This window comes from Staphylococcus cornubiensis (assembly GCF_900183575.1).
Taxonomy (GTDB): domain Bacteria; phylum Bacillota; class Bacilli; order Staphylococcales; family Staphylococcaceae; genus Staphylococcus; species Staphylococcus cornubiensis.
Genome location: NZ_FXUZ01000001.1, coordinates 27,612 through 51,446, shown reverse-complemented (window position 1 = coordinate 51,446; position 23,835 = coordinate 27,612). Strand labels below are relative to the sequence as shown.

The 23,835-nt window shown below is 34.8% G+C and carries 18 protein-coding genes, 9 tRNA genes and 1 pseudogene; 7 read left to right on the top strand and 21 right to left on the bottom strand.

Translation table 11 applies throughout. From position 1 onward, the window contains the following. Window positions 1-132 precede the first annotated feature (132 nt). The 16 genes from abc-f to hemE form a co-directional block, all read right to left on the bottom strand. Window positions 133-1,602, bottom strand: coding sequence for a ribosomal protection-like ABC-F family protein (gene abc-f, locus CCE82_RS00380; RefSeq protein ID WP_086427463.1), 1,470 nt, complete (start codon window positions 1,600-1,602; stop codon window positions 133-135). Window positions 1,603-1,840: 238 nt separating this feature from the next. Next, window positions 1,841-3,424 carry an ATP-binding cassette domain-containing protein gene (locus CCE82_RS00375; RefSeq protein WP_159454512.1) on the bottom strand — a complete coding sequence of 528 codons (1,584 nt, stop codon included), beginning with the start codon at window positions 3,422-3,424 and terminating at the stop codon, window positions 1,841-1,843. A gap of 778 nt (window positions 3,425-4,202) precedes the next feature. Next, complete coding sequence (locus CCE82_RS13215; RefSeq protein WP_240507127.1) at window positions 4,203-4,319, bottom strand: putative holin-like toxin; 117 nt, start codon at window positions 4,317-4,319, stop codon at window positions 4,203-4,205. 608 nt (window positions 4,320-4,927) lie between these two features. Further along, window positions 4,928-5,016, bottom strand: a tRNA-Ser gene (locus tag CCE82_RS00370). Window positions 5,017-5,065: 49 nt separating this feature from the next. Next, window positions 5,066-5,137, bottom strand: a tRNA-Glu gene (locus tag CCE82_RS00365). A 1-nt stretch (window position 5,138) separates the two neighbouring features. After that, a tRNA-Asn gene (locus tag CCE82_RS00360) sits at window positions 5,139-5,213 on the bottom strand. A 7-nt stretch (window positions 5,214-5,220) separates the two neighbouring features. After that, a tRNA-Gly gene (locus CCE82_RS00355) sits at window positions 5,221-5,294 on the bottom strand. Between the two features lie 19 nt (window positions 5,295-5,313). Further along, window positions 5,314-5,386: transfer RNA gene (locus CCE82_RS00350), tRNA-His, on the bottom strand. 14 nt (window positions 5,387-5,400) lie between these two features. Then, window positions 5,401-5,473: transfer RNA gene (locus tag CCE82_RS00345), tRNA-Phe, on the bottom strand. Between the two features lie 10 nt (window positions 5,474-5,483). Beyond that, window positions 5,484-5,560: transfer RNA gene (locus tag CCE82_RS00340), tRNA-Asp, on the bottom strand. Window positions 5,561-5,571: 11 nt separating this feature from the next. Beyond that, window positions 5,572-5,645 (bottom strand) — tRNA-Met (locus CCE82_RS00335). Between the two features lie 110 nt (window positions 5,646-5,755). Then, window positions 5,756-5,827 (bottom strand) — tRNA-Glu (locus tag CCE82_RS00330). Between the two features lie 356 nt (window positions 5,828-6,183). Further along, the gene (locus CCE82_RS00325; RefSeq protein ID WP_086427461.1) at window positions 6,184-6,738 is read right to left on the bottom strand and encodes an RBBP9/YdeN family alpha/beta hydrolase; all 555 of its coding nucleotides are present in this window, start codon (window positions 6,736-6,738) and stop codon (window positions 6,184-6,186) included. 290 nt (window positions 6,739-7,028) lie between these two features. After that, window positions 7,029-8,432 (bottom strand): protoporphyrinogen oxidase, encoded by a 1,404-nt coding sequence (hemY, locus tag CCE82_RS00320; protein WP_086427460.1) that lies wholly within the window; start codon window positions 8,430-8,432, stop codon window positions 7,029-7,031. 5 nt (window positions 8,433-8,437) lie between these two features. Next, window positions 8,438-9,370, bottom strand: a complete 933-nt coding sequence (gene hemH / locus CCE82_RS00315) for a ferrochelatase (protein ID WP_086427459.1) — start codon at window positions 9,368-9,370, stop codon at window positions 8,438-8,440. Between the two features lie 36 nt (window positions 9,371-9,406). Then, window positions 9,407-10,441, bottom strand: coding sequence for a uroporphyrinogen decarboxylase (hemE, locus tag CCE82_RS00310; RefSeq protein WP_086427458.1), 1,035 nt, complete (start codon window positions 10,439-10,441; stop codon window positions 9,407-9,409). Between the two features lie 307 nt (window positions 10,442-10,748). Here hemE and CCE82_RS00305 point away from each other — a divergent pair, with 307 nt between their 5' ends. Further along, a complete protein-coding gene (locus CCE82_RS00305) occupies window positions 10,749-11,258 on the top strand; it encodes an antibiotic biosynthesis monooxygenase family protein (RefSeq protein ID WP_086427457.1) in 510 nt (169 codons plus the stop codon). A gap of 829 nt (window positions 11,259-12,087) precedes the next feature. Here the strand turns inward: CCE82_RS00305 and ecsB are convergent. Both ecsB and ecsA read right to left on the bottom strand, forming a co-directional pair. Continuing rightward, a complete protein-coding gene (gene ecsB / locus CCE82_RS00300) occupies window positions 12,088-13,302 on the bottom strand; it encodes an ABC transporter permease EcsB (RefSeq protein ID WP_086427456.1) in 1,215 nt (404 codons plus the stop codon). Then, window positions 13,299-14,036, bottom strand: coding sequence for an ABC transporter ATP-binding protein EcsA (gene ecsA / locus CCE82_RS00295; protein WP_086427455.1), 738 nt, complete (start codon window positions 14,034-14,036; stop codon window positions 13,299-13,301). The genes ecsB and ecsA overlap by 4 nt, the downstream gene beginning before the upstream one ends. Before the next feature lie 135 nt (window positions 14,037-14,171). On the opposite strand from ecsA, the gene CCE82_RS00290 reads away from it, so the two are divergent. The 6 genes and pseudogenes from CCE82_RS00290 (at window position 14,172) to CCE82_RS00265 (ending at window position 18,099) form a co-directional block, all read left to right on the top strand. Beyond that, window positions 14,172-14,597 carry an HIT family protein gene (locus CCE82_RS00290; RefSeq protein WP_086427454.1) on the top strand — a complete coding sequence of 142 codons (426 nt, stop codon included), beginning with the start codon at window positions 14,172-14,174 and terminating at the stop codon, window positions 14,595-14,597. A 76-nt stretch (window positions 14,598-14,673) separates the two neighbouring features. Further along, window positions 14,674-15,030 carry a YtxH domain-containing protein gene (locus tag CCE82_RS00285; protein ID WP_086427453.1) on the top strand — a complete coding sequence of 119 codons (357 nt, stop codon included), beginning with the start codon at window positions 14,674-14,676 and terminating at the stop codon, window positions 15,028-15,030. 101 nt (window positions 15,031-15,131) lie between these two features. Next, the gene (locus tag CCE82_RS00280) at window positions 15,132-15,662 is read left to right on the top strand and encodes an HTH-type transcriptional regulator Hpr (protein WP_086427452.1); all 531 of its coding nucleotides are present in this window, start codon (window positions 15,132-15,134) and stop codon (window positions 15,660-15,662) included. Window positions 15,663-15,710: 48 nt separating this feature from the next. Further along, window positions 15,711-16,277 (top strand): DUF3267 domain-containing protein, encoded by a 567-nt coding sequence (locus CCE82_RS00275; RefSeq protein WP_086427451.1) that lies wholly within the window; start codon window positions 15,711-15,713, stop codon window positions 16,275-16,277. A 115-nt stretch (window positions 16,278-16,392) separates the two neighbouring features. Continuing rightward, window positions 16,393-16,962 (top strand): annotated as a pseudogene (locus CCE82_RS13345) (MFS transporter); the annotation flags it as partial. Between the two features lie 180 nt (window positions 16,963-17,142). Then, window positions 17,143-18,099 carry a peptidylprolyl isomerase gene (locus CCE82_RS00265; protein ID WP_086427450.1) on the top strand — a complete coding sequence of 319 codons (957 nt, stop codon included), beginning with the start codon at window positions 17,143-17,145 and terminating at the stop codon, window positions 18,097-18,099. A 172-nt stretch (window positions 18,100-18,271) separates the two neighbouring features. Here the strand turns inward: CCE82_RS00265 and yhaM are convergent, their stop codons facing one another. The 3 genes from yhaM to CCE82_RS00250 are packed head-to-tail and all read right to left on the bottom strand — an operon-like array spanning window position 18,272 to window position 23,347. After that, window positions 18,272-19,213 (bottom strand): 3'-5' exoribonuclease YhaM, encoded by a 942-nt coding sequence (gene yhaM, locus CCE82_RS00260; protein WP_086427449.1) that lies wholly within the window; start codon window positions 19,211-19,213, stop codon window positions 18,272-18,274. Window positions 19,214-19,231: 18 nt separating this feature from the next. Next, entirely contained in the window at window positions 19,232-22,156 is a 2,925-nt protein-coding gene (locus CCE82_RS00255; protein ID WP_086427448.1) for an AAA family ATPase, read from the bottom strand. 3 nt (window positions 22,157-22,159) lie between these two features. Next, window positions 22,160-23,347 (bottom strand): metallophosphoesterase family protein, encoded by a 1,188-nt coding sequence (locus CCE82_RS00250; protein ID WP_086427447.1) that lies wholly within the window; start codon window positions 23,345-23,347, stop codon window positions 22,160-22,162. Between the last annotated feature and the right edge of the window lie 488 nt (window positions 23,348-23,835).

Sequence of the window (23,835 nt, the reverse complement as noted above, 5' to 3'; positions counted from 1 at the left end):
TGGGGTGTATTTTAGCTTTAGCTTTCTTTTATTCCCATTGCACGCGTATAAAAATCACTTTTTACGCTACCAAAAGCATTAAACTTTACAGTATGGTCTTAGGAACAAGTGATTTTCTACTTAGACTTGCGTTTAAATTCTTTTTAGCTGTCTATTTTTAATCTCCCAAACTTGTGTCGCTACTTTATCGACAAAGGCTTGATCATGTGTTGTAAAGATGACTGTGCCTTTATAACTGATTAAAAGATTTTCAAGCGCTTCTATCGTATAAATATCCATAAAATTCGTAGGTTCATCTAAAATTAATACGTTGGAGGGTTCTAATAATAATTTGGCAATACTGAATTTAGTCGCTTCTCCCCCACTTAATTCATTCATTTTTTTCGTATTGATTTCGAGTTGGCTAAATCCAAGGTTTAAAAGAACCGATTTAATCAAGTTGTTTTCATAATCACTTTTCTCTTCAAGATACTTAATCAGTGTTTGATTGTCATCCAAGATATAATCCATTTGTTCATATACTTTAATTTTAGCATTTTTAGAAATCGTCATTCCTTCGTCATTTCTAATTATATAGTTGAGAAGTGAGGTTTTACCCGTACCATTATCACCTATAATCGCTATTTTTTCGCCTTTTTCAAATTGGAAGCTAAGACGGTTAAAAATTCGTTTATCGCCGATTGTGAGTGTGATATCTTCGCCCATAATAGGAAACCTTTTATGCATTTCCAAACTTTTTACAGTAGGAAACTCAATTTGAGGAAGCTCCACAATTTTTAAGTCCTCTCCAATATTCTCTATTCTTTTCTCAATATTTTTGGCATTTTTAAAGATACTTTTCTGTACGGTATCTTTTTGTTTTGAGGCTGCTAAACGATTCGGTTTAATATGACGTTTTTTCTGTTTTTTGCTTATTTTTTCAATACTTTCTGCTTTCTTTCTTTTTTCTTCTAAAGATTTTTGCAGTTTTTCCCTTTCTTTTTCTTTCTTATCATTTTCATTTTTAACAGCTTCTAACATTTCATTCTTCTGTTGCATATAATCGTCATAGTTCCCTAAATATACATTAATTTGGCCATCTTCAATTTCCCATATTTGAGTTGCAAGTTCATTGATAAAATCTCTATCGTGACTCACAACTATCACTAAGCCATAATGATAATTTAGAATAGATTTTAACTGATTTTTCCCTTTATAGTCCATATGGGTCGTGGGTTCATCTAATAATAAACCTTCACTATAATGAGAAAGACCTTCTGTTAAAAGGAGCTTACGTTTTTCTCCCCCACTTAAGTGTGTCATTGTAATATCTGGAACATGAAATTTTGAAAGCAACTCAAAATCTAATGTATGAGTATCTACTGACAATTCATCATATTCAATTTGAGGAATATATGTCATTTTAATATATTTCTTGATAGTCCCTTCATGAGCAGTGATAATACCATGGATCAGTTTTAAAAGTGTCGTTTTACCTGAACCGTTCTTTCCTACAATGGCTATCCTTTCGTTGTTATAGGCTGCTAACGTTTTGATTGCAATAAGCTCTTTAGTACCATACGAAAATTTCACATTTTCTAATTTAATTGCTAGATGATTCATGCGCTCACCCCCTAGATGTCTAACACCTTTAAGGCGCCATTTGAAGCTCTAACGTTGATTTTAGCTAGTACTTTTATTTTAAATTTATGTTAAAAAGTAAGTTTTTAATTCTTTTTTAAATTTGATAGTATTTCTAATTCCTATTAGTACTTTGAAAGGAACAACAGCACCCTCTAATTTTTTTATCTCGAACACATTGTTACTCATATGTTCGGAATTTAAATCTAATAATTTCATATTATATAATATCTTTTCTATCAACATAATCTGAAAAATCAAAGATATAATCAAATTTCTTATAAACATCTTGTGGTGTATTATGCGAAATGATGATGACTGTCTTATTGTTAATTGCCATGAGTAAATCCCAAAATACCTGACTTGTTCTTTCATCTAAATTTGAGGTCGGTTCATCAAAAACTAATGTTTCTTTATCTGACAATAGTCCCCTTAGCAGCAATACCCTTCTTTTTTCACCACTTGATAATTTATCTATATTCTTTTCGAAAATGATTTTATCTGGCAATAGTTTGTTAATAAACACATATTGCTTTTCAGTCGCGTCTTTATTAAATGTGATATTGTATAGTACAGATTCATCAAACAAAACATTTTCAGTCATGATATATGATGTTTTTTTCAATGAATTCGTATGTTCATTAATTTGTTTATCATCATATTGAATGACACCCGCCTCAATTGGACTCAATCCTAGAAGTGCCTCAATAAAAATTGATTTACCTATACCACTTCTTCCTATAATTAAATGCTTTTTATTCTTGTGAAATTCTAAGTCTTTATAAGCCAAATTACAATTTTTAATATTCAGTTCTAAACCCTTCGCATGTATTTGATTTTTAAAGCCTATCGTTTCTAGTTCACAATCATCAATTGAATTATAATCGCTAAATAATTGGCTTCTTAGTTTCTTTGTGCTATTAATACTATTTATATTCCTTGAAAGGCTAAGTATAGGCATGCTCAATTGATCCACTAATCCTAATAATGTGATTACTGTACCTGGATGAATAGCATTTTTATAAACTAAATAAATTGCAATGGTTAATACTATAAAGTGCGATAAGTATGAACTTAATGAATATGCAGCATTTAAAGTAACCTGATAATTCTTAGATGTTGCCCAACTCTTTTTTTCTTCTTCCACATTAGTTATGAATTTTCTATAAAAATGCTCTCTTAATTCGAATACTTTTATATACTTCAAATTATCCATCAAGTTTTTATAAAATTTTAAATTCACACCTTTATGTTCATACAATTTCTCTTCTAAGTGAGCAAGTTTGTTTTTAAATAATTTTGTGATTAGTAGTGGAAGAAACATCATTATAATCACTATGAGCCCTATATAAATATTGATATATATAAGGGCAACCGACACGAATAGTACTCTAAATAATAAATACAGTACATCAAAAAATGCCTTATAGTAACTGTATTCTAAACTATCAATAATATTTGTCAGTTTATTCAAATTATTTTCTTTAATATTTTCTATATCTTTGTAATGCTTTAAATTGAGTAGTGTTTTTCCAACATTAATTTTTTGTTTAGCCAAAGCTGCTTTAATCAATTTATTTTCGTACAACCATTCAATATAGTAAAACAACACTTCAAAAAGTATTGTGAATCCCAAAAATATAATCAATAGGCTCATATGGTTGAATTTCAATTCAATAGCATTTTGGAAAATGTCTCCTTTTAAAAATTGAATGAACGTGCCTGTTAATGTTGATATAAGCAAAATCATTAATAGGACTACAACGTCTCTATTTTTAACACTTAATATTAAACTTTTTTTCATAAAAATCACCATACACTTAAACTAGTAATTACCAATTTATTTCCCACTTTGCCCTGTTTAGTCAAATGTACGATTTGAAATAATGCCTATGATGCATACTCGACATCACTAAAAATTTTTCCCCATTTTTTCAATCAATTCTTGGCTCTAACATTTTCTTCTCTGCCTAGTGTCAAACTCTCCTTTAGCTGCCGATCTATCAAATCGCCATTAACTTTAAACTCACCCATCTCCTCAAAATTGCAATTTTAAATAACTAAATTGTTGTAACGACCAACACCATCAGTACGCTTTCTATTTGATTCCAGCAACACATACAAACCATAAATCATTACTATAGTTAGTAAACGCATTACGTGCCCCTCCTTTATAACATCACCATTATATTATATTTACACAAATATAGTAAGTTCTTTTATATAGTTAGACTCTATATAACGTGTTCCGTATATACTTATTTTGTTCATAATGATCAAGTATCAATACATACTATCTTTCTTCGCACTGACTTCATTGTCCATCCAACTTACCCAACTATTCATTCTAGTTCATCGAAAGTTACCTTTATATATAGATGCATGTCAATATACCAGAATGTTTGTTCTAGAAAACTGTTTTCTATTGATTATTCTAATGTATTAGACAAAATGAAGCGTATATGTTAATTTATAAATAGAAAAGGCAACACACATGAAGTGTATTGCCTTAGTGAGACCGTTAAAAAGACGGTGGACATTTTTTAATAGTTTTTAAATAACCATCAAACTGATTCCCAAAGTTAGTGATGGTTATTTTTTTGTGATTTTTTATTGATTGTGACCACTAAATGAATGATAGATACAGTTAATGAACTGAACCCTATCATAATCATTAGTGCATCTGCAATACTCATCATTAAGGCTTCTCCTTTCTAAAGATTTTGTTGATGCACTCATAAGCATCACCTCTCTTTATACTAAGATAGCCACCATCTATCTAACTTTCTCACCACTTTATTTTATAGTGACACCAACATTTTGTCTAGGTATATTAAATTTAAATCGTTATTTATAATTGATAAAAGTAATCTTGTATGCTGGCACAAGTACATTGTTAGAGATTAGATGATACCTGCAACAGCGTAAGAAGTGATTTAAAATGTGAACTAATGAGTAAGTCAATGACAAACTACTGTTCTAATGTTGATTCACTGGCTATTAATATAAAAAAGCACTTAATCCATATTTTTCTGGACTAAGTGCTTTATTTTTTATGTATATTGTTGAAAAAATTACGTGATTGATTCCTTGTGACTAAACGACTCAAATCTTGTGACTAAATTTGTGTTTTTGGCACCTTCAATCAGCCACATTGTGACCAAAAATTTTAAAAACTAAGTTCAGTATAGTTAAATTTAGTTTTCTGTGAAATTCTCGGAGTAACCTCAAACCCTTGATATGACTGAGTTTTGAGCCTCAAAATAAAAAACACCGAAAAAGTAGTTTAAACTTTTTCGGCTCTTTACGGAGAGCAAGGGATTCGAACCCTCGAGACGCTTTTGGCGCCTACACACTTTCCAGGCGTGCTCCTTCGGCCAACTCGGACAACTCTCCACTTTATAAAATATAAAAAATCAGAAGCGATATTTCACTTCTGATTATATGACCCCTACGGGACTCGAACCCGTGTTACCGCCGTGAAAGGGCGGTGTCTTAACCGCTTGACCAAGGGGCCATGGCTCCACAGGTAGGACTCGAACCTACGACCGATCGGTTAACAGCCGATAGCTCTACCACTGAGCTACTGTGGAATAATAATGGAGCGGGTGATGGGAATCGAACCCACAACATCAGCTTGGAAGGCTGAGGTTTTGCCATTAAACTACACCCGCATGAAAAATAAACGATATAGGCGGTTGATGGGAATCGAACCCACGAATGTCGGAACCACAATCCGATGCGTTAACCACTTCGCCACAACCGCCGTGATTTAAGAAGTGGTTCAGGACGGAATCGAACCGCCGACACAAGGATTTTCAGTCCTTTGCTCTACCGACTGAGCTACTGAACCATTTTAATAATGGCGGTCCCGACGGGAATCGAACCCGCGATCTCCTGCGTGACAGGCAGGCGTGTTAAACCGCTCCACTACGGGACCACTTAAAAATATTGCGGGAGGCGGATTTGAACCACCGACCTTCGGGTTATGAGCCCGACGAGCTACCGAACTGCTCCATCCCGCGATAATAGTATTTGTAAATCACTTACTTAATTATCATAACAAATCATCAATCTAATGTCAACAATTTTTTAATTTTTTTAAAATAAAAATTTCAAATTAAAAATGTGGTGATGACTCCTACGGGACTCGAACCCGTGTTACCGCCGTGAAAGGGCGGTGTCTTAACCGCTTGACCAAGGAGCCAAAACATTAGAACTGTAAAGGACTTTTTAAGTATATATTTATCGATTAAAAACGTCAACATGTTCCCATTAAAAATATGTGTAATTTAGATACTTTTAAGTAAAAACTTACCTAAAGTGATGAAATAACTTCTCCCCTATTTATAAAAACAATATCAATAACGCTTCTTACATCGACAACTTAAAGTACAAAAAAAGACTCTCAAGGCGAAAGGAGGACCTTGAGAGTAAATGGAATCTTAAACATGATTAGGAGAATACAAATATTATGTAGAATTGTATCCTACACCTACATTATATTTAGGCTAACCTAAAAAAGCAAGCGAATTGGTATAGATTTACGAATTTGTCATATTTTTAATCAAAATTCTTTAATATTTTATTTCTTAAAAACAGAAATGTATCATAACCATCTTTTTCGAGAAAATGGCCACCCTCTTCTTGAAGATAGAATTTAGCATCAATGGCTTTACATAATTCAGCTGTTAGCGTATATGGTACGACCTCATCTGTTTTAGAAGCAATTCCAAAACGTTTAATGATTTTAGTCTTGAGCTGCTCAAAATCGATGTCTTGTTGAACAAACGCATCCAACGCTTCTATCCCTTCTAGTTTATCTTTGAAGCCAGATACAATGGCTAAGCCCCCTACTTGTGACACATCAAGATCGTTTAAAAATTTCAAAGTTGTAATGACACCTAAACTATGTGCAACGAAAATGGTATCCGCATCGACTTTAGGAATTGTTTGATACATGTATGTTAACCACTCTTCGACATTTGGTTCATGTGAATTAGGCAAATTTAATATTTCAACATCATGACCTTCAATTTCAAGAGTTTGCTTTAACCATGGGAACCAATGATTGGATGCATCGGCTTGGTAACCGTGCACAATATATAGTTTTGTCATGATATGATACTCCTTCTTTCTATAGTTTCAACATTATTATCATATCATAAATAGACATATCAATTTGAAAACATAAATTTTAAAAATCGTCAAATAATAGAGCACTATCACAAAACTTTAAACATTATATTTAGATTTAGGTTAACTCAAACGACAGCATTTTTTATCCGTTTAAAACGATTTAGCCAGTCGCACTTACTCGTTCATAAAATGATATACATACTTGATGTTCTGTGATAAAACACTAAAAAAGCTGCAGTGTGTTCATCCGCAGCTTTTTTTAATATTATTTATCCGATTCGTGACAGTAATTGTTTGGCAGCTGTTTCGGCCTGACGAATACAGTCGGGTAACCCTACCGCTTCAAACGGTGCACCTGTAATTTGTAAATGCTGATAATTGTCACAAATATGTTGTTGTATCGCTTTAATTCGACCAATGTGTCCAACGTGATATTGAGGACTCGCGTATGGCATTTTATTCACGATAGTAAAGTCGGGTTCACCGTGAAAAGTCATCATTTGTTGTAAGTCATTTTTAGCGATTTCAATCAATTCTTCATCAGTTTTTTCATTAACGATATTGTCACCTTGTTTACCGATGTAAGCACGAATGAGCACCTTACCTTCAGGCGTCGTATGTGGCCATTTTTTTGTTGTCCAAGTACAAGCTGTAATATCTGTCTTGCTCGTTCTTGCTATCACAAATCCTGTACCATCATACGTATTTTCAATATTCGCTTCATCAAACGCAAAGACAATCGTAGCAACAGAGGATGCTTCTAATTGTGAAAAATAGTCGAACATTGGGTCTCTGCTAAACCATTCTCTAAACACTTGATGCGGTGTCGCTACAATCACACCATCATAAAATGTACGTGTATCATCTTGTAGCTCGACATAGTATCCTTTTTGCGTGCCAATTAAATCGCTAACCGGTGAGTCATAATAAAATGTCACATCATGCGCTTTAAGCCATGTTTCAAGCTTGTTCACAAAGTCATTTAAGCCATTTCTAAACTGCTTAAATTGTCCTTGTGGGCCTTGTTGATTATGTTGCGCCTGTTGTTGGCGTTCCTTTTTGACGTGTTGCATCCCTTTAATGATACTGCCGTGCGTTTCTTCTAATGCTTTAAAGTTTGGAAAAGTACTCATCAAACTTAATTGATCAATGTCTGTCCCATATATACCGCTGAGTAAAGGTTCTATTAAATTTTCGAGTACTTCATCACCAAGGCGTGTTCTAAAAAATTCTCCTACCGACATGTCGTCATTTTCCATCTCAATCGGTTTCATCGTTACGTCTTTTAATGCACGTAACTTGCCTTTCATTGAGATCAGTTTCGTCGACATAAAAGGTTTAATATCAGTCGGAACACCTAGAATTGCACCACCAGGAATTGGATATAAAGTATCATTGGCAAAAATATAAGACTGACCTGTTTCATTCGTAACGATATCATCATCGGTCATCCCGACTGCTTTCGCCACTTCTGTCATGATTGTCTTACGTCCTAAATAGGATTCTGGTCCAAGTTCAATCGTATAGCCATCGCGTTGTATCGTTTTAATTTTGCCACCAGGACGATTTGTTGCTTCATAAATCGTTACATCAACATGCGGATATGTTTGTTTAATAAAATAAGCACTCGCTAACCCCGTAATACCCGCACCAATGATTGCTACATTTGTCATGTTTCTCACGCTTTCGGGAATATTTTTGTAATTTCGTTAACAATGGCACCAATAAATAAAGGATGTGTGTCTGGCATAGGTGGACGATGATATGTCGCGCCTACCTCATCACATACCACTTTACATTCATAGTCATTATCGTATAACACCTCTAAATGCTCTGCGACAAAGCCGACTGGTGTATAAATGAAATGTTGGTAACCTTCTTGTTCAAAGAGGTCTCGTGTTAAATCTTGCACATCAGGTCCTAACCACGGTGTACCTGTATTGCCTTCTGATTGCCATCCCACAGCGACATGCTCAATGGCTGACTGCTCTTGAATTAAGCGTGCTGTGTCTTCTAATTCAAATGGATACGGATCATTACTTTCTTTAATCATTTTTTCAGGCAAACTGTGCGCTGATACGATGAGTACTGTTTTTGAATGTTCTTCTTTAGGAATGTTTTCTAAAGTTTCGTTGACACGCATTGTCCAATAATCGATAAATGGTTGCTGTTGATAATAATGTTGAACATGATGCAACTGAATACCATACGTATCTGCTTTTTCTTTAGCACGACGATTATACGATGCTATTGAGAAATTAGAAAAATGTGGTGCTAAAACGACAGTAACTGCTTCTTTAATGCCATCTTCATGCATTTTTGTGACAGCATCTTCAATAAACGGATGAATGTGTTTCAATCCGATATACAACTTGAATTCGACATCATCATAGGTCTCATTTAACGCTTTAGCAATTGCTTCTGCCTGACGTTCAGTCGTACCTGCTAATGGCGACAGCCCCCCAATCGCCTCATAGCGTGAAATGAGGTCATTCAACTCTTCTTCTGATGGCTTTCTACCGTGTCTAATGTCAGTATAGTACGGTTCGATATCACTCTTTTGATAAGGTGTACCGTAAGCCATCACTAATAATCCTATTTGTTTTTTCATCTTTAATCCGTCCTTTATATACTCGATTCTTGCATGTTAACGCTTTGTATAGTCATGTACAAATTGAGCGACACGTTTTAATGTTTCCGGTTTGACTTCAGGGAAGACGCCATGTCCTAAATTAAAAATGTGACGGCCATGTGCCATACCTTGATCTAAAATCGGTTTCAAACGTGCTTCAATGACTTCCCAAGGTGCCAATAAAATACTTGGATCTAAATTGCCCTGTACTGCCTTTACCACACCTTTTTCTCGCGCTTCATGAATCGATGTACGCCAATCTAGCCCTAGCACATCGATAGGTAAAGCGTTCCATGAGTCTATTAAATGACTTGCACCGACACCAAACATAATCACTGGTACATGATACGCTTTAATGCCTGAAATTAACCTTTCCATACATGGCTTAATATAGTAATCATAATCTGCTTGATTCAATGCCCCTACCCATGAATCAAACACTTGAATCAGCTGTGCACCCGCTTGAACTTGTGCACCAACATAACGAATTGACATATCCGTCAACACGTCCATCAATTTAAACCATGTCGCTTCATCGCTATACATTAATGCTTTCGTCTGATTGTAGTTTTTAGATGGACCACCTTCAATCATATAACTGGCTAAAGTGAATGGCGCACCTGTAAAACCAATCAATGGTACATTTAGCTTTTCTTCTGTCAATAATTTGATTGTGTCTAAAACATAAGGAACATCGCGCTCAGGATCGATTTGTCCTAATGCTTCCACATCGGACATTTGTCGAATTGGATTTGCAATCACGGGTCCAATGCCAGACTTAATGTCAACGTCTACACCGATAGATTTTAAAGGTGTCATAATATCTTTATATAATACCGCTGCATCTGTGTTGTATTGTTCAACCGGTAGCGCAGTTACATACGCACATAATTCAGGTTGATGTGTAATGTCGAAAAGCGAATATTTTTCTTTTAATTTGCGATATTCCGGTTGTGAACGTCCCGCTTGCCTCATAAACCATACAGGGGTATGAGAGACTGCCTCTCCTTTAATCGCACGCAAAATTGTATCGTTTTTTGTCGTACCCATATGTTCCTCCTTAAACAACGTCATTCTTCATTAATATATCATATCAGGTCTACCAACTCTCAGTATCGCGCTCAAATGTCATAAAAATTTAAAATGTACAATTCAATCGATATGTAGACCATGTTCATTACTGTTGTTATATGAATATCATGCCCTTATCTATACACGTTTAGGCCATAGTTTGTAGTTGAATTAAGTTAAAATAATATAAGAACAAAGGAGTTTAAATTAAGGAAGCGTTAAGTATTTTTTAGTGGTTATTTAAGTGAGAAAAACTTATAATAAATGAAGCAAGGAGGAGAGCACCATGAAATTTTATATCACATATGGTACTTACGGGTATTTAAATCAAATCCAACTCAACAATGAAACACATGACTTATTTATTTTTTCTGGAAACGAACAATCTGTGATGATTGAGGAAACAAACAGTGAGACCATCTTTCAACAACCTAAAAAGTTCCGTGTCTTAACACGTTTAGGCGCAATATCACGTGATGATTTTCATGCATTGATATCTATACCAACGACTGAAGATCATAAATATCAGTTGGAAAAGAAACTGGAAAATTATCTCCCTCACTTAGAAGAATACGATGGTTTCAATAGTTATCGATTATTAAAACCTTTACAAAGCAATATTTACAAAGTATTTTTTGGATTTTCTTCACGTAAAGCATATGAAGACTTTAAAAAATCTTCTGCATTCCGTGAACATTTCTCAAAAGAAGCTGTTCGACCACTTGCAGGATCGTCAAGTGCACACGCTTCTTATTTAGAGCAATTCTTTTATCCAATCACAGAAGAAGAATGTTAAGAATAAGCTAGGACATAAAAATTTTTGATGCTATTGATACAGCATTTTGTTTAACTTACCCTCTCTTATGATTTGTTGTTTTAACTGCCCTAACGGCTTCTCATTCATAGGGACTTGACCTTTAGGAGGCTCAGCTCTTGGGCAATATTACATCAAATTCAGTCAATTCGGGAAGTTTATGAAATGTAGAAAATCAATAGCATCTATTTTTATGTCCAATTTATCCTCATTTTTCTACTGTCTTATCATTATTAATCAATCATATATCCATGAGTAAAATAAAGGCTAGGAAATATTTGACGTTATTAATACATTATTTTGTTTAGCTTGCCCTTTCGCTATGAATTATGTTTTTGATTGCCCTCATGGCTTCGCGTTCTAGGGCTGATCCTTCAACTAACGCTTGATTAAACTGTTACATTTGTTGAGGCGTTAGTGGATTTTGGGAGCAGTACAGAAATCTCATGTGTCAGAAAGATTTCGTAGTACTGCCCCCGCAAGGCTGACTAGACTTCTCAAAAGCATGCGTATTGAGAAGTCAGACAGCTACTGCGATAAACAGTAGCCACTATCAAATTCAAATGACGGTATTTTGTTTTCAACTTCATCCCTCAGGAGTCTCAGTCTTCTGGGCAATCCCACACCAAATACAGGAAACAAAGGGCAAGTTTCTGAAATGAAGACAACCCGTAGCATCCATTTTTATATCTAATTCACTCTCATTTTTCGACGGTTTTATCGTCTTTAATGATATAAGTCCATATATAGATAGGGATTTGGAAAACTTGATATCCCAGTCTGCTTCTATGTTTATGTTTACCCTTATGATTTAATCTTTCAATAAACTTTCTTGATATTTTAACTTTTTAATCGTGCTTCGAATGGTTAGATAACCGACGATGAAAAAGAATATTACAAAATAAAACTGACTCAAATGTAATGCCACATAGACGATACTAAAAATCACTCCAATAACGAGTACCGTCTGTTGTAAAAACTTCCGATAGCCTTCAATGACATACATTTCCGACACCGGCCAAACTTGCGGCCACAAACTATACGCTTCTTGAGTATAAAACTGTGACATTTGGAGCACGATAATATACATTGCCAAACTTCCAATGACCGCATTCACCCATGGATGGTTCAACCAAACCATAATGACCGCAATAATGACAATTAATCGTATCGTCATGTTTAAGGCGTCTTTCCCACGTAAAAAGTTACGCTTAAATAAGAATGGATAGAGCTGAGTTGCATCGAATGGTTTGGGTGTTTTTAACATAAAATCAAGGTATCGACGACGTACAGCCTGCTCTTGCATCCCTTTCACATCGGTAAACATATTCACAAATTTATAATAGTTGATACGATGTTGATGCGCTTGTTTAATCATAAACTCCCATGGAAACAGTTGCTTGGCATTAAGACGATTAAGTAGCACGCATAAAACGATGATACCAACGACTGCGATCACCGCAGAAAAGCTAAAAGCATCAAGCATGACATAATAACCACCAAGATTAAAAATGAAGAGTACAAGCTGAATAGACCAATGTTCAAGTCTATATCGATACCACTCCCACTTTAAAAACAAGCCAAACAATGGTAAACCTATTGCTAAAACAACAGTAACAATAAAGGCGGGCATGCGTTCAGGATAAACGGTATGCAATAAAGGATAAAACACGATTAACATTAAAATTTGCAACGGTAATCTTGATAAATAGCTAAAAATAATACTATCACGCATATATGCTTTCATCTGTTGTTCAAAAGGAAGTAAAAACAAGCGATCAGCATCTTCTAACAATGTCTTTAGTGGAAAAATAGATGTTATAGATAAAGCGATAGACACCCATAGTGCATAATTAATCCCGTCAGGCACATGTTTTAACCATTGGCCATATCCGAGTATAAAAGCACCTAACAAAATAACAAGAAATACTGAGAAATGGCCATTAAATATAAATTTGTTATAGTAGTTTCTCTTTTTTCGCTCTGCATTTAAGCGTTCTCGAAAAAGTTGTCTCGCCGTTTTCATGAGGATTGCGCTCCTTTAGTGACACGAATGTAAATTTCATCCAACGTCGCATGAGGCATGGCTGTTTGTTGACGTAAAGCATCTAAGTCCCCCATTGCGACAATTTCTCCTTGATCTAAAATGATAAAACGATCGCAATAACGTTCAGCTGTAGCAAGGATATGCGTACTCATCAATACAGTGCGCCCCTCCTCTTTTTTAGACGCCATCAAATCAAGCATCGACTGTATCCCAATCGGGTCAAGTCCTAAAAAAGGTTCGTCAATAATATAAAAATCAGGCTCTACAATAAAGGCACAAATAATCATGACTTTTTGCTTCATCCCTTTAGAAAAATGACTCGGGAAAATGTGCAATTGATCTTCTAAACGAAATGTCTTTAATAAAGGCATGGCACGTTGCATCGCTGTGTCGTAATCAATACCATACGCCATCGCTGTCATTTCAATGTGTTCTTTTAATGTAAGCGCATCGTAAATGACAGGCGCTTCTGGAATATATGATAAATGTTGTCGATACGCATGAATATCTTCTTTAATATCTATTCCAGAAATCGACATCTCCCCTTCAGTCGGTGTCAACAATCCTAAAATATGTTTAATCGTTGTACTTTTACCTGCGCCATTTAAACCGATTAAACCCACGATTTCACCATCCGCAAGTTCGAAATTTATATTTTTAATCACTGGCTTTTTACCATAGCCACCTGTTAAATTCTTAATTTGTACAGTCATTTATCTGCACCTCCATAACTGTTATTGTATCAAAAATATCATTAATAATGCTATTTAATACGCATGCTATAATATCGTTACATCAACAGTCACACGTGCTATAATAAAACTAAATGAAGAAATGAGGGAATCTATATGACTGAAACGATATTCTCGAAAATTATTGACGGTGATATTCCAAGTTTTAAAGTATACGAAAATGATTATGTCTATGCTTTTTTAGATATTTCTCAAGTCTCTAAAGGCCATACATTACTCATTCCTAAAAAGCCATCACCTAATATTTATGAAACAGACGCTGAAACGATGAAACATATCGGAGAAGCTTTGCCGATTGTAGCAAATGCCATTAAGGATACATTTCATCCAGACGGCTTAAATATCATTCAAAACAACGGTGAATATGCATCACAATCTGTTTTCCATATTCATTTCCATTTAATTCCACGTTACGAAAATGATATCGATGGTTTTGGATATCATTGGGAAACAAATGAATCACGTATTGATGATACACAAAAAGCAGAAATTGCTGCACAAATTGCTTCAAATATCAAATAAGATTATTTATACTTAACCCGCATATTTTATAAACAAATGGGTATATATAAAAGAAAATTGTCCGAGGAGGAAAATTATGAAAACCGTTCGAGTAACATTAGGCGTTGTCGCTGGCGTGGCGACAGGTTTGGGTGTAGCTTTGATGGCTAGAGATGGCCAAACACGCATCGCAAATCCAAAAGCTGCACGACCTAAATCAGAACTAGAACTTGAAGTCGATACGATGAAAAATAGTATCCATGACATTAAACGTTATATCACTCAAATTAAAAATGAGAGTCAAAGTTTTGCTGGTTCTATCGGTGATGAAGTTAAAACAATGATTGGCGAATTTAAAGCTGATATCGATCCAAATATTAAACAACTTCAAGCACATATCGAAAATTTACAAAATCGTGGCGAAGAAATGACAAATTTTCCAACAAAAAAATAATTTTTTAGTGTTTGAAAGAACATAATTCGATATAATGACTTTAAAGCATGGTACAATACAGTACCATGCTTTTTTATAGTCTAAGAAAGGAGTCTAACAATATGAATGACAAACAAGCACAAATTGAGGGAATGCTTTATACACATAAAATAGCAATGCTATCTAAAGTACTTTGGAAAAATGCTGAGAGCGATTGGCAAAGCTGGTTAAAAAAATCAGGTATCGCAATGAATGAACACCTGATTTTATTAACACTCTATGCCTTTGGACGTGCCACAATATCCGATATATCTAAATACGGTGTGATGCACGTCTCAACAGCATACAATTTTGCAAAGCGTTTAGAACAACAAGAGTTGCTTAATATGGAGAAAGACCACAACGATAAGAGGAATACGTACATTACTTTAACGGATAAAGGTAAAGCATTAGTAGATGAAATTTTCGCACATTATGATGAAGCGCAAAATAAAATCTTTAATGCTTCGAAAGAATTCCAAAATGAAATGTTTCATCTTCCAAGCTTTAGTGATGTGCATTATCTCGTGGCTAAATTGCACGGCAAAGACTTCATTAATGATGTGAATTTATGTCAAAGTCATATTCGAGAAAATTTGCTTGACGAACAGTAATTTCAGGTAGATAATACGTTATATTACTGATAGCAAAGGAGCTTGTAAATGTTAAACTGTTTGCGTTCAATTGATGTCCATTCAAGATTTGGTTTACCGCGTATTGCTTTTATAAGTTTTGTAACGGTTGTTATCACATTTTTTGTTAGTTTTGAAATATTTCACTACTACTCTAATGTGCCATTTACAGATCAAAATTTTCTATTGTTTATTGTCTTAATGTTATTTTTATATCCCGTTCACAAACTTATTCATATTGTTACGGTATTTCCTTACTTGAAATATTTAAGAGCGCACAAGTTATTACGACAATCATGGATGCCACTATACAATATTTATCTCGATCGTCCTATACGAAAGTCTTATTTTTGTATATGTCTCATCATGCCATTAATTGTCGTTACAGTTGTCTGTATTCTTGTAGCACGCGCAAACCCTGAGTATGGCCATTATTTTATGTTTTTATTAGCATTAAATGCAGGCTATTCTGTGATGGACTTACTCTACTTAAAAGTCATCCTTTCAGCTCGTCAAGGTCATTACGTCGAAGAACATCAAAACGGTTTTTTACTGTTAGTACACAATGATCATTCAAAACAAATGCATGTTGGCTGATACAATTTCTCTTTAGAGATGTATCAGTCTTTTTTATTTTGCAAATATAGATGTAAAAAGAAAAAGTTGCTATGTTGAAGCGATTGATTGTGTCGAAAATTGGTTAAAATGGTTAAAAAACATTGCAATAGGGGCTGCTTTGATTAATAGTGGTATGGCTTTTGGTACGTCGATTGGTTATTTTGTCTCAAGTATTACAGTTTCTGAAATGGGCATGAGTTGCTTTTGTCGCATCTCTCGTACCGTGGGCAGCCATTCCTGGGTCCCTATTCTTTAGTTGGCCCTCTGATAAATTAGGCAGACGTAAACCTGTATTAATGATTATGTTACCCCTTGCATTTATTTTTACAGCATCAATTGTTTTTTAATAATTTAGTGATTCTGTACGTTGCATTAATCGGTTACGGTATCGTTGGGAAAATTAGTACAAATCCAGTTTTAATTGCAGTCGTTGCAGATAATGCACCTAAAAATGCTTTAGGGACATCATTTAGCGTCTATCATTTTATTGGAATGACGGCTTCAATTTTAGCGCCATACATGACTGGATTCTTAACAGATGTGACAGGTTCGATGGCCATTGGTTTCTTATATCGTCGCATTCTTACTACTCATCGGTTTTACAGCATCATTATTGCTCAGAGAGAGCGCGAAAATCAGTGACGCACATGCACCTCGAATTTAGTTATAATATTATAATTTTATTATCATTTATCTCTTGTATTGGAATTATCCATAAAAATAATATGAATGATATTAAACATTCTCATCTTTTAGTCGTATTTTTACCCTTCATCGTTGGTTGCTGACGGACATTATGGTAATATTTATGTGTGTTAATTACATAATAAAAGGAGCTCAAAAGATGAAGAAAGGCATACAAAAATTATTTATTCCTATTACAGCAAGCGCAGTGTTACTCGGAGCATGTGGAAATGATGCCCCAACTTCAAAAGATCAAACTTTGATTTCGTCAAAAGCAGGAGACGTTAAAGTAGAAGATGTATTAAAAGAAATCGGTAATGATCAAATCGCAAGTCAATCTTTCAAAGTGCTATTGAACAAAATTTTAGAGAAAAAATATGGCGATAAAGTCGATCAAAAAGAAATTGACAAAGAAACAGAAGAAGAAGTAAAAAAATACGGCGGTAAAAAGCAATTTGAAAGTTTACTTAAGCAACAAGGCATGTCGATTGACGATTATAAAGAACAACGTAAATTAGTTGCTTACCAAAAAGAATTACTGAATGAGAAAGTAAAAGTATCAGACAAAGAAATCAAAGAGGATACGAAAAAAGCATCTCACATTTTAATTAAAGTGAAACAAGACAAGGACGACAAAGAAGGCTTATCTGATAAAGACGCTAAGAAGAAAATTGATGAAATTAAAGAGAAGCTCGACAAAAATCCAAAAGACTTCGACAAGTTGGCTAAAGAAGAGTCAATGGATTCTACAAAAGACAATAATGGCAGCTTAGGTTACGTCATCAAAGGCCAAATGGTTAAACCGTTTGAAGAAGCGTTATTCAAATTAAAAGAGGGCGAAATTTCAAAAGTCGTTAAAACTGAATACGGTTATCATATCATTCGTGCAGATAAACAAGACGATTTTGATAAAGAGAAATCTAAACTGAAAGAAAAAATCATTCAAAACAAATTACAAGAAGACCCTAAAATCTTAACAGACGCCTATAAAGACTTACTTGATGAATACAAAGTTGATTATAAGGACCGTGACATTAAGAAAGCCATTGAGGATAATATTTTAAATCCTGATGCATTGAAACAACAATCATCACAAGGTAGTCAACTCGGCATGTAGTTGAGTGTAAAGCATGATGAAAAAGGTGTAGGACAAAACATTTAACGTCCTACATCTTTTTCTTTTTTATACTCGCGCTCATATCACTCATGTAGCAATTGTCCCATTTCGGAAAATCAACACATAAAAAGACTGGGAGACAATTGCGTTTCCCAGTCCTGCTCATATTTTATTAATCTAGTTTTTCTGGTTTATAAAATTGTCGACCTTCTAAACCAAAAATACGCTCAGTAAATTGACCTTTTTCAATTTTCTTAAATGCTTTATCAAACATATTCATACGTGCATCAATATTGTCAATGAAGTTCAAAATTTCTGCTTCTTTGACATAAGGCAATTTAGGTGAACCGTATTCTAATTTACCATGGTGCGACAAAATGAGATGACGGAGTAACAGAATTTCTTCGCCTTCTACATTAAGCTCACGTGCTGCATCCGCAACTTCATCACTTGCGATTGAAATATGACCGAGCAAATTCCCTTCAAGTGTGTAAGATGTAGCAATCGGGCCAGATAGCTCTCTAACTTTACCCATATCATGTAAAATAATACCGCTATATAATAAGCTTTTATTAAGTTCTGGATAAATAATACAAAGCTGACGCGCAATTTCTAACATTGTCAAAACGTGATAACTTAGACCACTCACAAAGTTATGATGATGCGTGCTCGCTGCAGGATACACAAAATAACTATCTTCGTGTTTATTCAATAAATAACGTGTCACACGTTGTAAAGGTGCATTTTCGATTTCAAAAATATAATCTTGCATTGCATCCTTTATCTCTTCGGGAGACATCGGTGCACCGTCGATAAAATCTTGGGTACGCAATCCATCTTCTTCTGTCGCAAGTCGGAATTGATTCACTTTCATTTGTTTGCGACCACGATAGTTGATCATATCCCCTTTAACGTGGACAATGTGCTCAGGTTTTAATAAATTGATACCTTCTTTAGTAATAGTCCATACTTTTGCTTCGACCTCACCACTTTTATCTTGTAAGTGAAGCGTCATATAATCTTTACCTTGCGCTGTTACACCTTGTGTCGCACGATGGATGAGAAAAAAGTGATCCACCGTGTCTCCAGGTTGTAGCTTTTCAATATTTCTCATTTTTAACGCCTTCCCATTCTATTTATCTATCTTGTTTAACGTGACAAGCTGTTTTGCTGGAATATTCGTATCACGCGAACATGTAAAGTAAAGAATTTGATATTCTTCAGACATAGATCTTAAATACTTCATCATTTTAGCTCTACGTTCAACATCAAAGTGTACAAATGCGTCATCAATAATAATCGGTAACGAATAGTACGGCTTCAATGTTTGAATGAGGCTTAAGCGGAGTGCGATGTAAAGCAACTCTTTTGTCGATTGACTTAATTCAATCGGTTGGTACATTTGTCCATCTTGATGACGAACCATGACTTGCTCGTTCGCATATGTGACTTGTACATATTGACCGCCTGTTAAATCATTATAAATATCTGTCGCAATATTTACAACTTGCGGCAACCGTTTATCTTTAATTTGTTTAATATGCTCATCAACTAATGCTTCGAGATAACTTAATGCTGCCCAATCTTCAGCACTTTCATTTAATTGATTTCTTAAAAGTTGGTATTGATGACGTAAGTGTCTTAATGTGTCATCCGTTTCCATATGATTCATTTGCGCTAACAGATCACTGACTTCACTTTGCACTGCCAAAAAGCGTTCATTATAGTTATCAATTTGCTCAGACAACTTTTGATATTCTTCATCAAGTTGAGCGGTTGTTTTTTCACTTAATTTTGAACTCTTTTCGTAACCATAGTTTTGGTTTTCAAGGAAGTGTGTCAAGTCATTAAAACGTGCTAAACGTTCGTGGTAGCGTTGATAGCGTTCATGATGTTTATAATAACTTTCCTCATCTAGGGCACCAATTGCACCGAACAATGTTTGAATCACTTGCTGGTTCTCACTTAAACGATGCTTCAAATGTTTCAACTCTTTTTCTAACAAGTTCAATTGTTCAGTATTATGCTCATGACGCGTCATATCTTGACTCGCTTTCTTTAACCATTCTCTCACATCATGAAAAAGGGTATCTTTATCATACTGTTGAATGACTGTGCCGATTTTTTCATCGACCTCTGCATAGAAATCCTGCAATGCTTTACTTAAATTCATATGGACTTCATTCAGTTTAATGAGATACTGTCGGTGATCTTTTATCTTTTGAATCGTTTGAATCGCGTCAATGAGTATGTCATCTGACAAGTTTTCAGATAAATAAAGTGATGACTTTAACTGTTGCAACTTGTTTGTCGCTTCAGACCATGCCGCATGTGTGTCTTCATATTGTGTATTGGTATGTTGCACTTTTGTTTTTAAAATCGCTAATTGTTGCTGACGTTGTGCAATTTGGTCACGTAATTGATATTGTGTAGACAAATCAAAGTCTAAATCATATTCCGCTTCAAGTCGTTCCACTTCTTGTTCCAATTGTGCCAGTTCTTCTGAGAATTGCGTATCATATCCTACTGGTTTCGAACGGAATAGCGTCATACCAATAATAAAGACGACAGCCATCACTGTTAAAACAATACCTGCCACCATTGCATTTGTCACAAACATCCAAATAGCAAATGCGATAGAAATCATCGCAAGTATGAGTGAAGCCCCTCTGACACGTCGTTGCTGCTGTTGTTTTTGTTCAGTTTCTTGTTCAAATGACGCTTTCATCTTATCAAATAGATTGCGTTTTTCTTTTAATTCTAATAAACGTTGCTCATATACTTTTTTCTTTTTGAAATTTTCATCATCAACTAATTGACTATTTAAATGTTCAAGTTCTTCCTCAAAAGACGCTGTCTCAATTTGATAATCATCTTGCGTCTTTTTCAATTGTTGCAACGTATGTAAATTTTCTTGTTTTTGTTTTAAGGTTTCACTCGCATAACTTTTTTGGGCCTCGCTCGAATCAACATCATCATGACAATTTTCCCAACCGATATGAGATTTTAAACTTTCGATTTCCATGTCGTGTTGACTAAATTCGCGTTCAGTTTGTTTCAATTCCATATCTTGTTGCTTCACACGATCTTCTTGTTTCGTTATCGATTCAAAGTTTTGATAAAGTGATTTTTCGGGCACGTACAATTGTTCATTTTCACTTTGTAATTGTTGTTGTTTTTCAATACGTAAACCAATGTCACGTTCTAAATGATCCACTTGAATTTTAGCCGTTTCATAACGATCAATCCCTTTTTCAGGAAACTCTAACGGTTCAATATTTAAATCCGCTTCTAATCCTTTCCACTCTTGAACTTGATCAATTAAAGCGACTTCTTTTTGCTTTTCTTCAAACAATCCTGTCAACTGACTTAAATTTTGTTTCAATGTATCTAAACGTCGTGATGCCTTTTCATGTTCTTCAGTTAGACGTTGATACGATTCGATTTTCGCTGATTCTTCTCGGATTTGATATTCTAAGTTACGCACTTCTTCAATTTTGCGGTTAATTTCAGGATTTTGCCCTGACTTTTTATAAAGTTCTTGTTTCTTTTGATTGATTAACTCACGCATACCGATGAACTCTGTTGAACCGAGCGCGCCTGCTTGCATTAAAAAGTTTTGTAATTGGATCTCACTCATATGTTTATGAATATCTTGAAGTCCGAGTACATTGAAAGAAAAAATGGCTTGATACGTCTTTTTATTCACGTAATTCAATTGTTCTTTCAACCATTGCTCATCTTTAATCGCACCATTCGGTAAATATACTTTCACTTCGCCTTGTGCAGGACCTTTCACACGTTCGACGTCTACTTCCATACCATCGTCTAAGATTAATGTCACACGACCACCATAATGATTGCCCATACGAGGTTCTAATCGCGGTTCATTTTCTTTTTTAGTCGGAAAACCAAACAAAATCGAATGTATAAATGCTTGAAGTGTCGACTTCCCTGCCTCATTATGTCCAAATATCTCAGTAAAATATTGATCAAACTCTACTTTTCGTTGAACAAATTGACCATAACCATAAATTTCAACTGCTTTAATTTTCATGGGTTAATTGCCCCCCTTTAACTCAGCATCAATAATCGCCTCTGCACGTGCAATCAATGCTTTACGATCATGATTTTGATAGCTCTCTAGATATTTTGATGCTTTCGGATTCATATACAAGTCTTTCAAAGCACGTTCAAAAACATCGTCTTGCTCAATTAACTCTGTAGGAAACTCTTGAATGATTGATTTTTGGCGAATATCGACATAACGCACTTCCCATTCATCAATGAGGACGAAGTGACGTTCATTTTCTTCATATTCTGATGACAATACTTTTAATTGTTCTAAAACTTGGGGTGAGATCATTTCATCGCCACGTATATTCAGTTGTAATCGATAAAACGCGCGACCTTGATGTCTGACACTGTCTTTAAAGTTTTGAATCAGCTCGAATAATGCTTGTTGGCTTACATCTTCAGTTTCAAGTATTGCAGATTCAAAGCGAATGAACTGTGTCGGTACGAAGCGTGTCTTTAACGTCACATGGTCACCTTCTACGATTAAACAACCTTTTTCACCTTGTTCTTTAAAATGACGACCTTGAATGTTGCCAGGATAATGAATTTCAGGCAAATCACTCAATTGTTGTCTCGTATGAATATGACCTAACGCCCAGTAATGGTATAACTTCGCATTTAAATCTTCCAATCGAAATTCCGTATAACGATCTGAAGCGTCTGATTTACTATAAGTTCCGTGTAAGACACCAATATGTACGACATTACGATTTTCATTCGTCGGGTATGCATCTATTTTATTTTCGTAACTTTCGCGTTTTTCATAACTAAAGCCATGAAGGTGTATCGTTTCACCCGTTTTCGTAATCGCTTGATATGTTTCGACCTGATTTGAAAATACTGTGACATTTTCAGGCCATTTCGTCTTAATTTCATCCGATAAAGGATCGTGATTGCCATGTACGATGTAGACAAAAATTTGTTCTTTCTGCAAACGTTCGAACTGAGATTTTAAAAACACTTCCGCTTTCAATGTACGATTGTGTTGATCAAACAAATCTCCACTAATTATGATAAAGTCGACCTCTTCTCTTAATGCAAGGTCAATAATACTTTTAAAACTTTCGTAAGCACTATTTTCAACATCTTTCAAAATTGTTGGATTTAAATATCGCTTGGATGCAAATGGACTATCGAGATGCAAATCTGCACAATGCAAAAACTTAACCATTCAAGCATTCTCCTTTTATCATCAAATTTCATCTATGTATGCATGTTTCGTATTCATTTATTTTATCATATTTTAGTTATATAAGGCGTATCTCATTAAAGTATTATTGAAAGTCCTGAAATTTTTATAGAAACCGCTATGATTTTAATGAAAGTATGACTAAGAACAATGAACCTCACCTTTTTGAATAAATAATTGGATGTATCATTTTACTTGTACAGCTTTAGATAAAAAAAGACTAGGGCACATATTAAGTTTCCCTAGCCTTTTCTATAATACATGAAAATTTTAACATTGAAACATACATTGAAAGTATATGAGACTAAAAAATCCGAAACTTGTCTTTCTCTTCAATCATAGTTTTGCCCTTATTTATTCACTATCTTTAACATTCAATTGCTAAATGGGCGAGACTCCTGAGAGAACAGACGCAGCCGAAAATCCAATTTGGCTTTCGTCCAGTATTCCTTTAAGCCAAGCCGAATTTA

What these genes read in the sequence shown, in the direction of transcription:
- abc-f (WP_086427463.1), bottom strand. Translation starts at nt 1,602, where the DNA reads ATGAATCATCTAGCAATTAAATTAGAAAATGTGAAATTTTCGTATGGT.
- CCE82_RS00375 (WP_159454512.1), bottom strand. Translation starts at nt 3,424, where the DNA reads ATGAAAAAAAGTTTAATATTAAGTGTTAAAAATAGAGACGTTGTAGTC.
- CCE82_RS13215 (WP_240507127.1), bottom strand. Translation starts at nt 4,319, where the DNA reads ATGATGAGTATTGCAGATGCACTAATGATTATGATAGGGTTCAGTTCA.
- CCE82_RS00325 (WP_086427461.1), bottom strand. Translation starts at nt 6,738, where the DNA reads ATGACAAAACTATATATTGTGCACGGTTACCAAGCCGATGCATCCAAT.
- hemY (WP_086427460.1), bottom strand. Translation starts at nt 8,432, where the DNA reads ATGACAAATGTAGCAATCATTGGTGCGGGTATTACGGGGTTAGCGAGT.
- hemH (WP_086427459.1), bottom strand. Translation starts at nt 9,370, where the DNA reads ATGAAAAAACAAATAGGATTATTAGTGATGGCTTACGGTACACCTTAT.
- hemE (WP_086427458.1), bottom strand. Translation starts at nt 10,441, where the DNA reads ATGGGTACGACAAAAAACGATACAATTTTGCGTGCGATTAAAGGAGAG.
- CCE82_RS00305 (WP_086427457.1), top strand. Translation starts at nt 10,749, where the DNA reads ATGAAATTTTATATCACATATGGTACTTACGGGTATTTAAATCAAATC.
- ecsB (WP_086427456.1), bottom strand. Translation starts at nt 13,302, where the DNA reads ATGAAAACGGCGAGACAACTTTTTCGAGAACGCTTAAATGCAGAGCGA.
- ecsA (WP_086427455.1), bottom strand. Translation starts at nt 14,036, where the DNA reads ATGACTGTACAAATTAAGAATTTAACAGGTGGCTATGGTAAAAAGCCA.
- CCE82_RS00290 (WP_086427454.1), top strand. Translation starts at nt 14,172, where the DNA reads ATGACTGAAACGATATTCTCGAAAATTATTGACGGTGATATTCCAAGT.
- CCE82_RS00285 (WP_086427453.1), top strand. Translation starts at nt 14,674, where the DNA reads ATGAAAACCGTTCGAGTAACATTAGGCGTTGTCGCTGGCGTGGCGACA.
- CCE82_RS00280 (WP_086427452.1), top strand. Translation starts at nt 15,132, where the DNA reads ATGAATGACAAACAAGCACAAATTGAGGGAATGCTTTATACACATAAA.
- CCE82_RS00275 (WP_086427451.1), top strand. Translation starts at nt 15,711, where the DNA reads ATGTTAAACTGTTTGCGTTCAATTGATGTCCATTCAAGATTTGGTTTA.
- CCE82_RS00265 (WP_086427450.1), top strand. Translation starts at nt 17,143, where the DNA reads ATGAAGAAAGGCATACAAAAATTATTTATTCCTATTACAGCAAGCGCA.
- yhaM (WP_086427449.1), bottom strand. Translation starts at nt 19,213, where the DNA reads ATGAGAAATATTGAAAAGCTACAACCTGGAGACACGGTGGATCACTTT.
- CCE82_RS00255 (WP_086427448.1), bottom strand. Translation starts at nt 22,156, where the DNA reads ATGAAAATTAAAGCAGTTGAAATTTATGGTTATGGTCAATTTGTTCAA.
- CCE82_RS00250 (WP_086427447.1), bottom strand. Translation starts at nt 23,347, where the DNA reads ATGGTTAAGTTTTTGCATTGTGCAGATTTGCATCTCGATAGTCCATTT.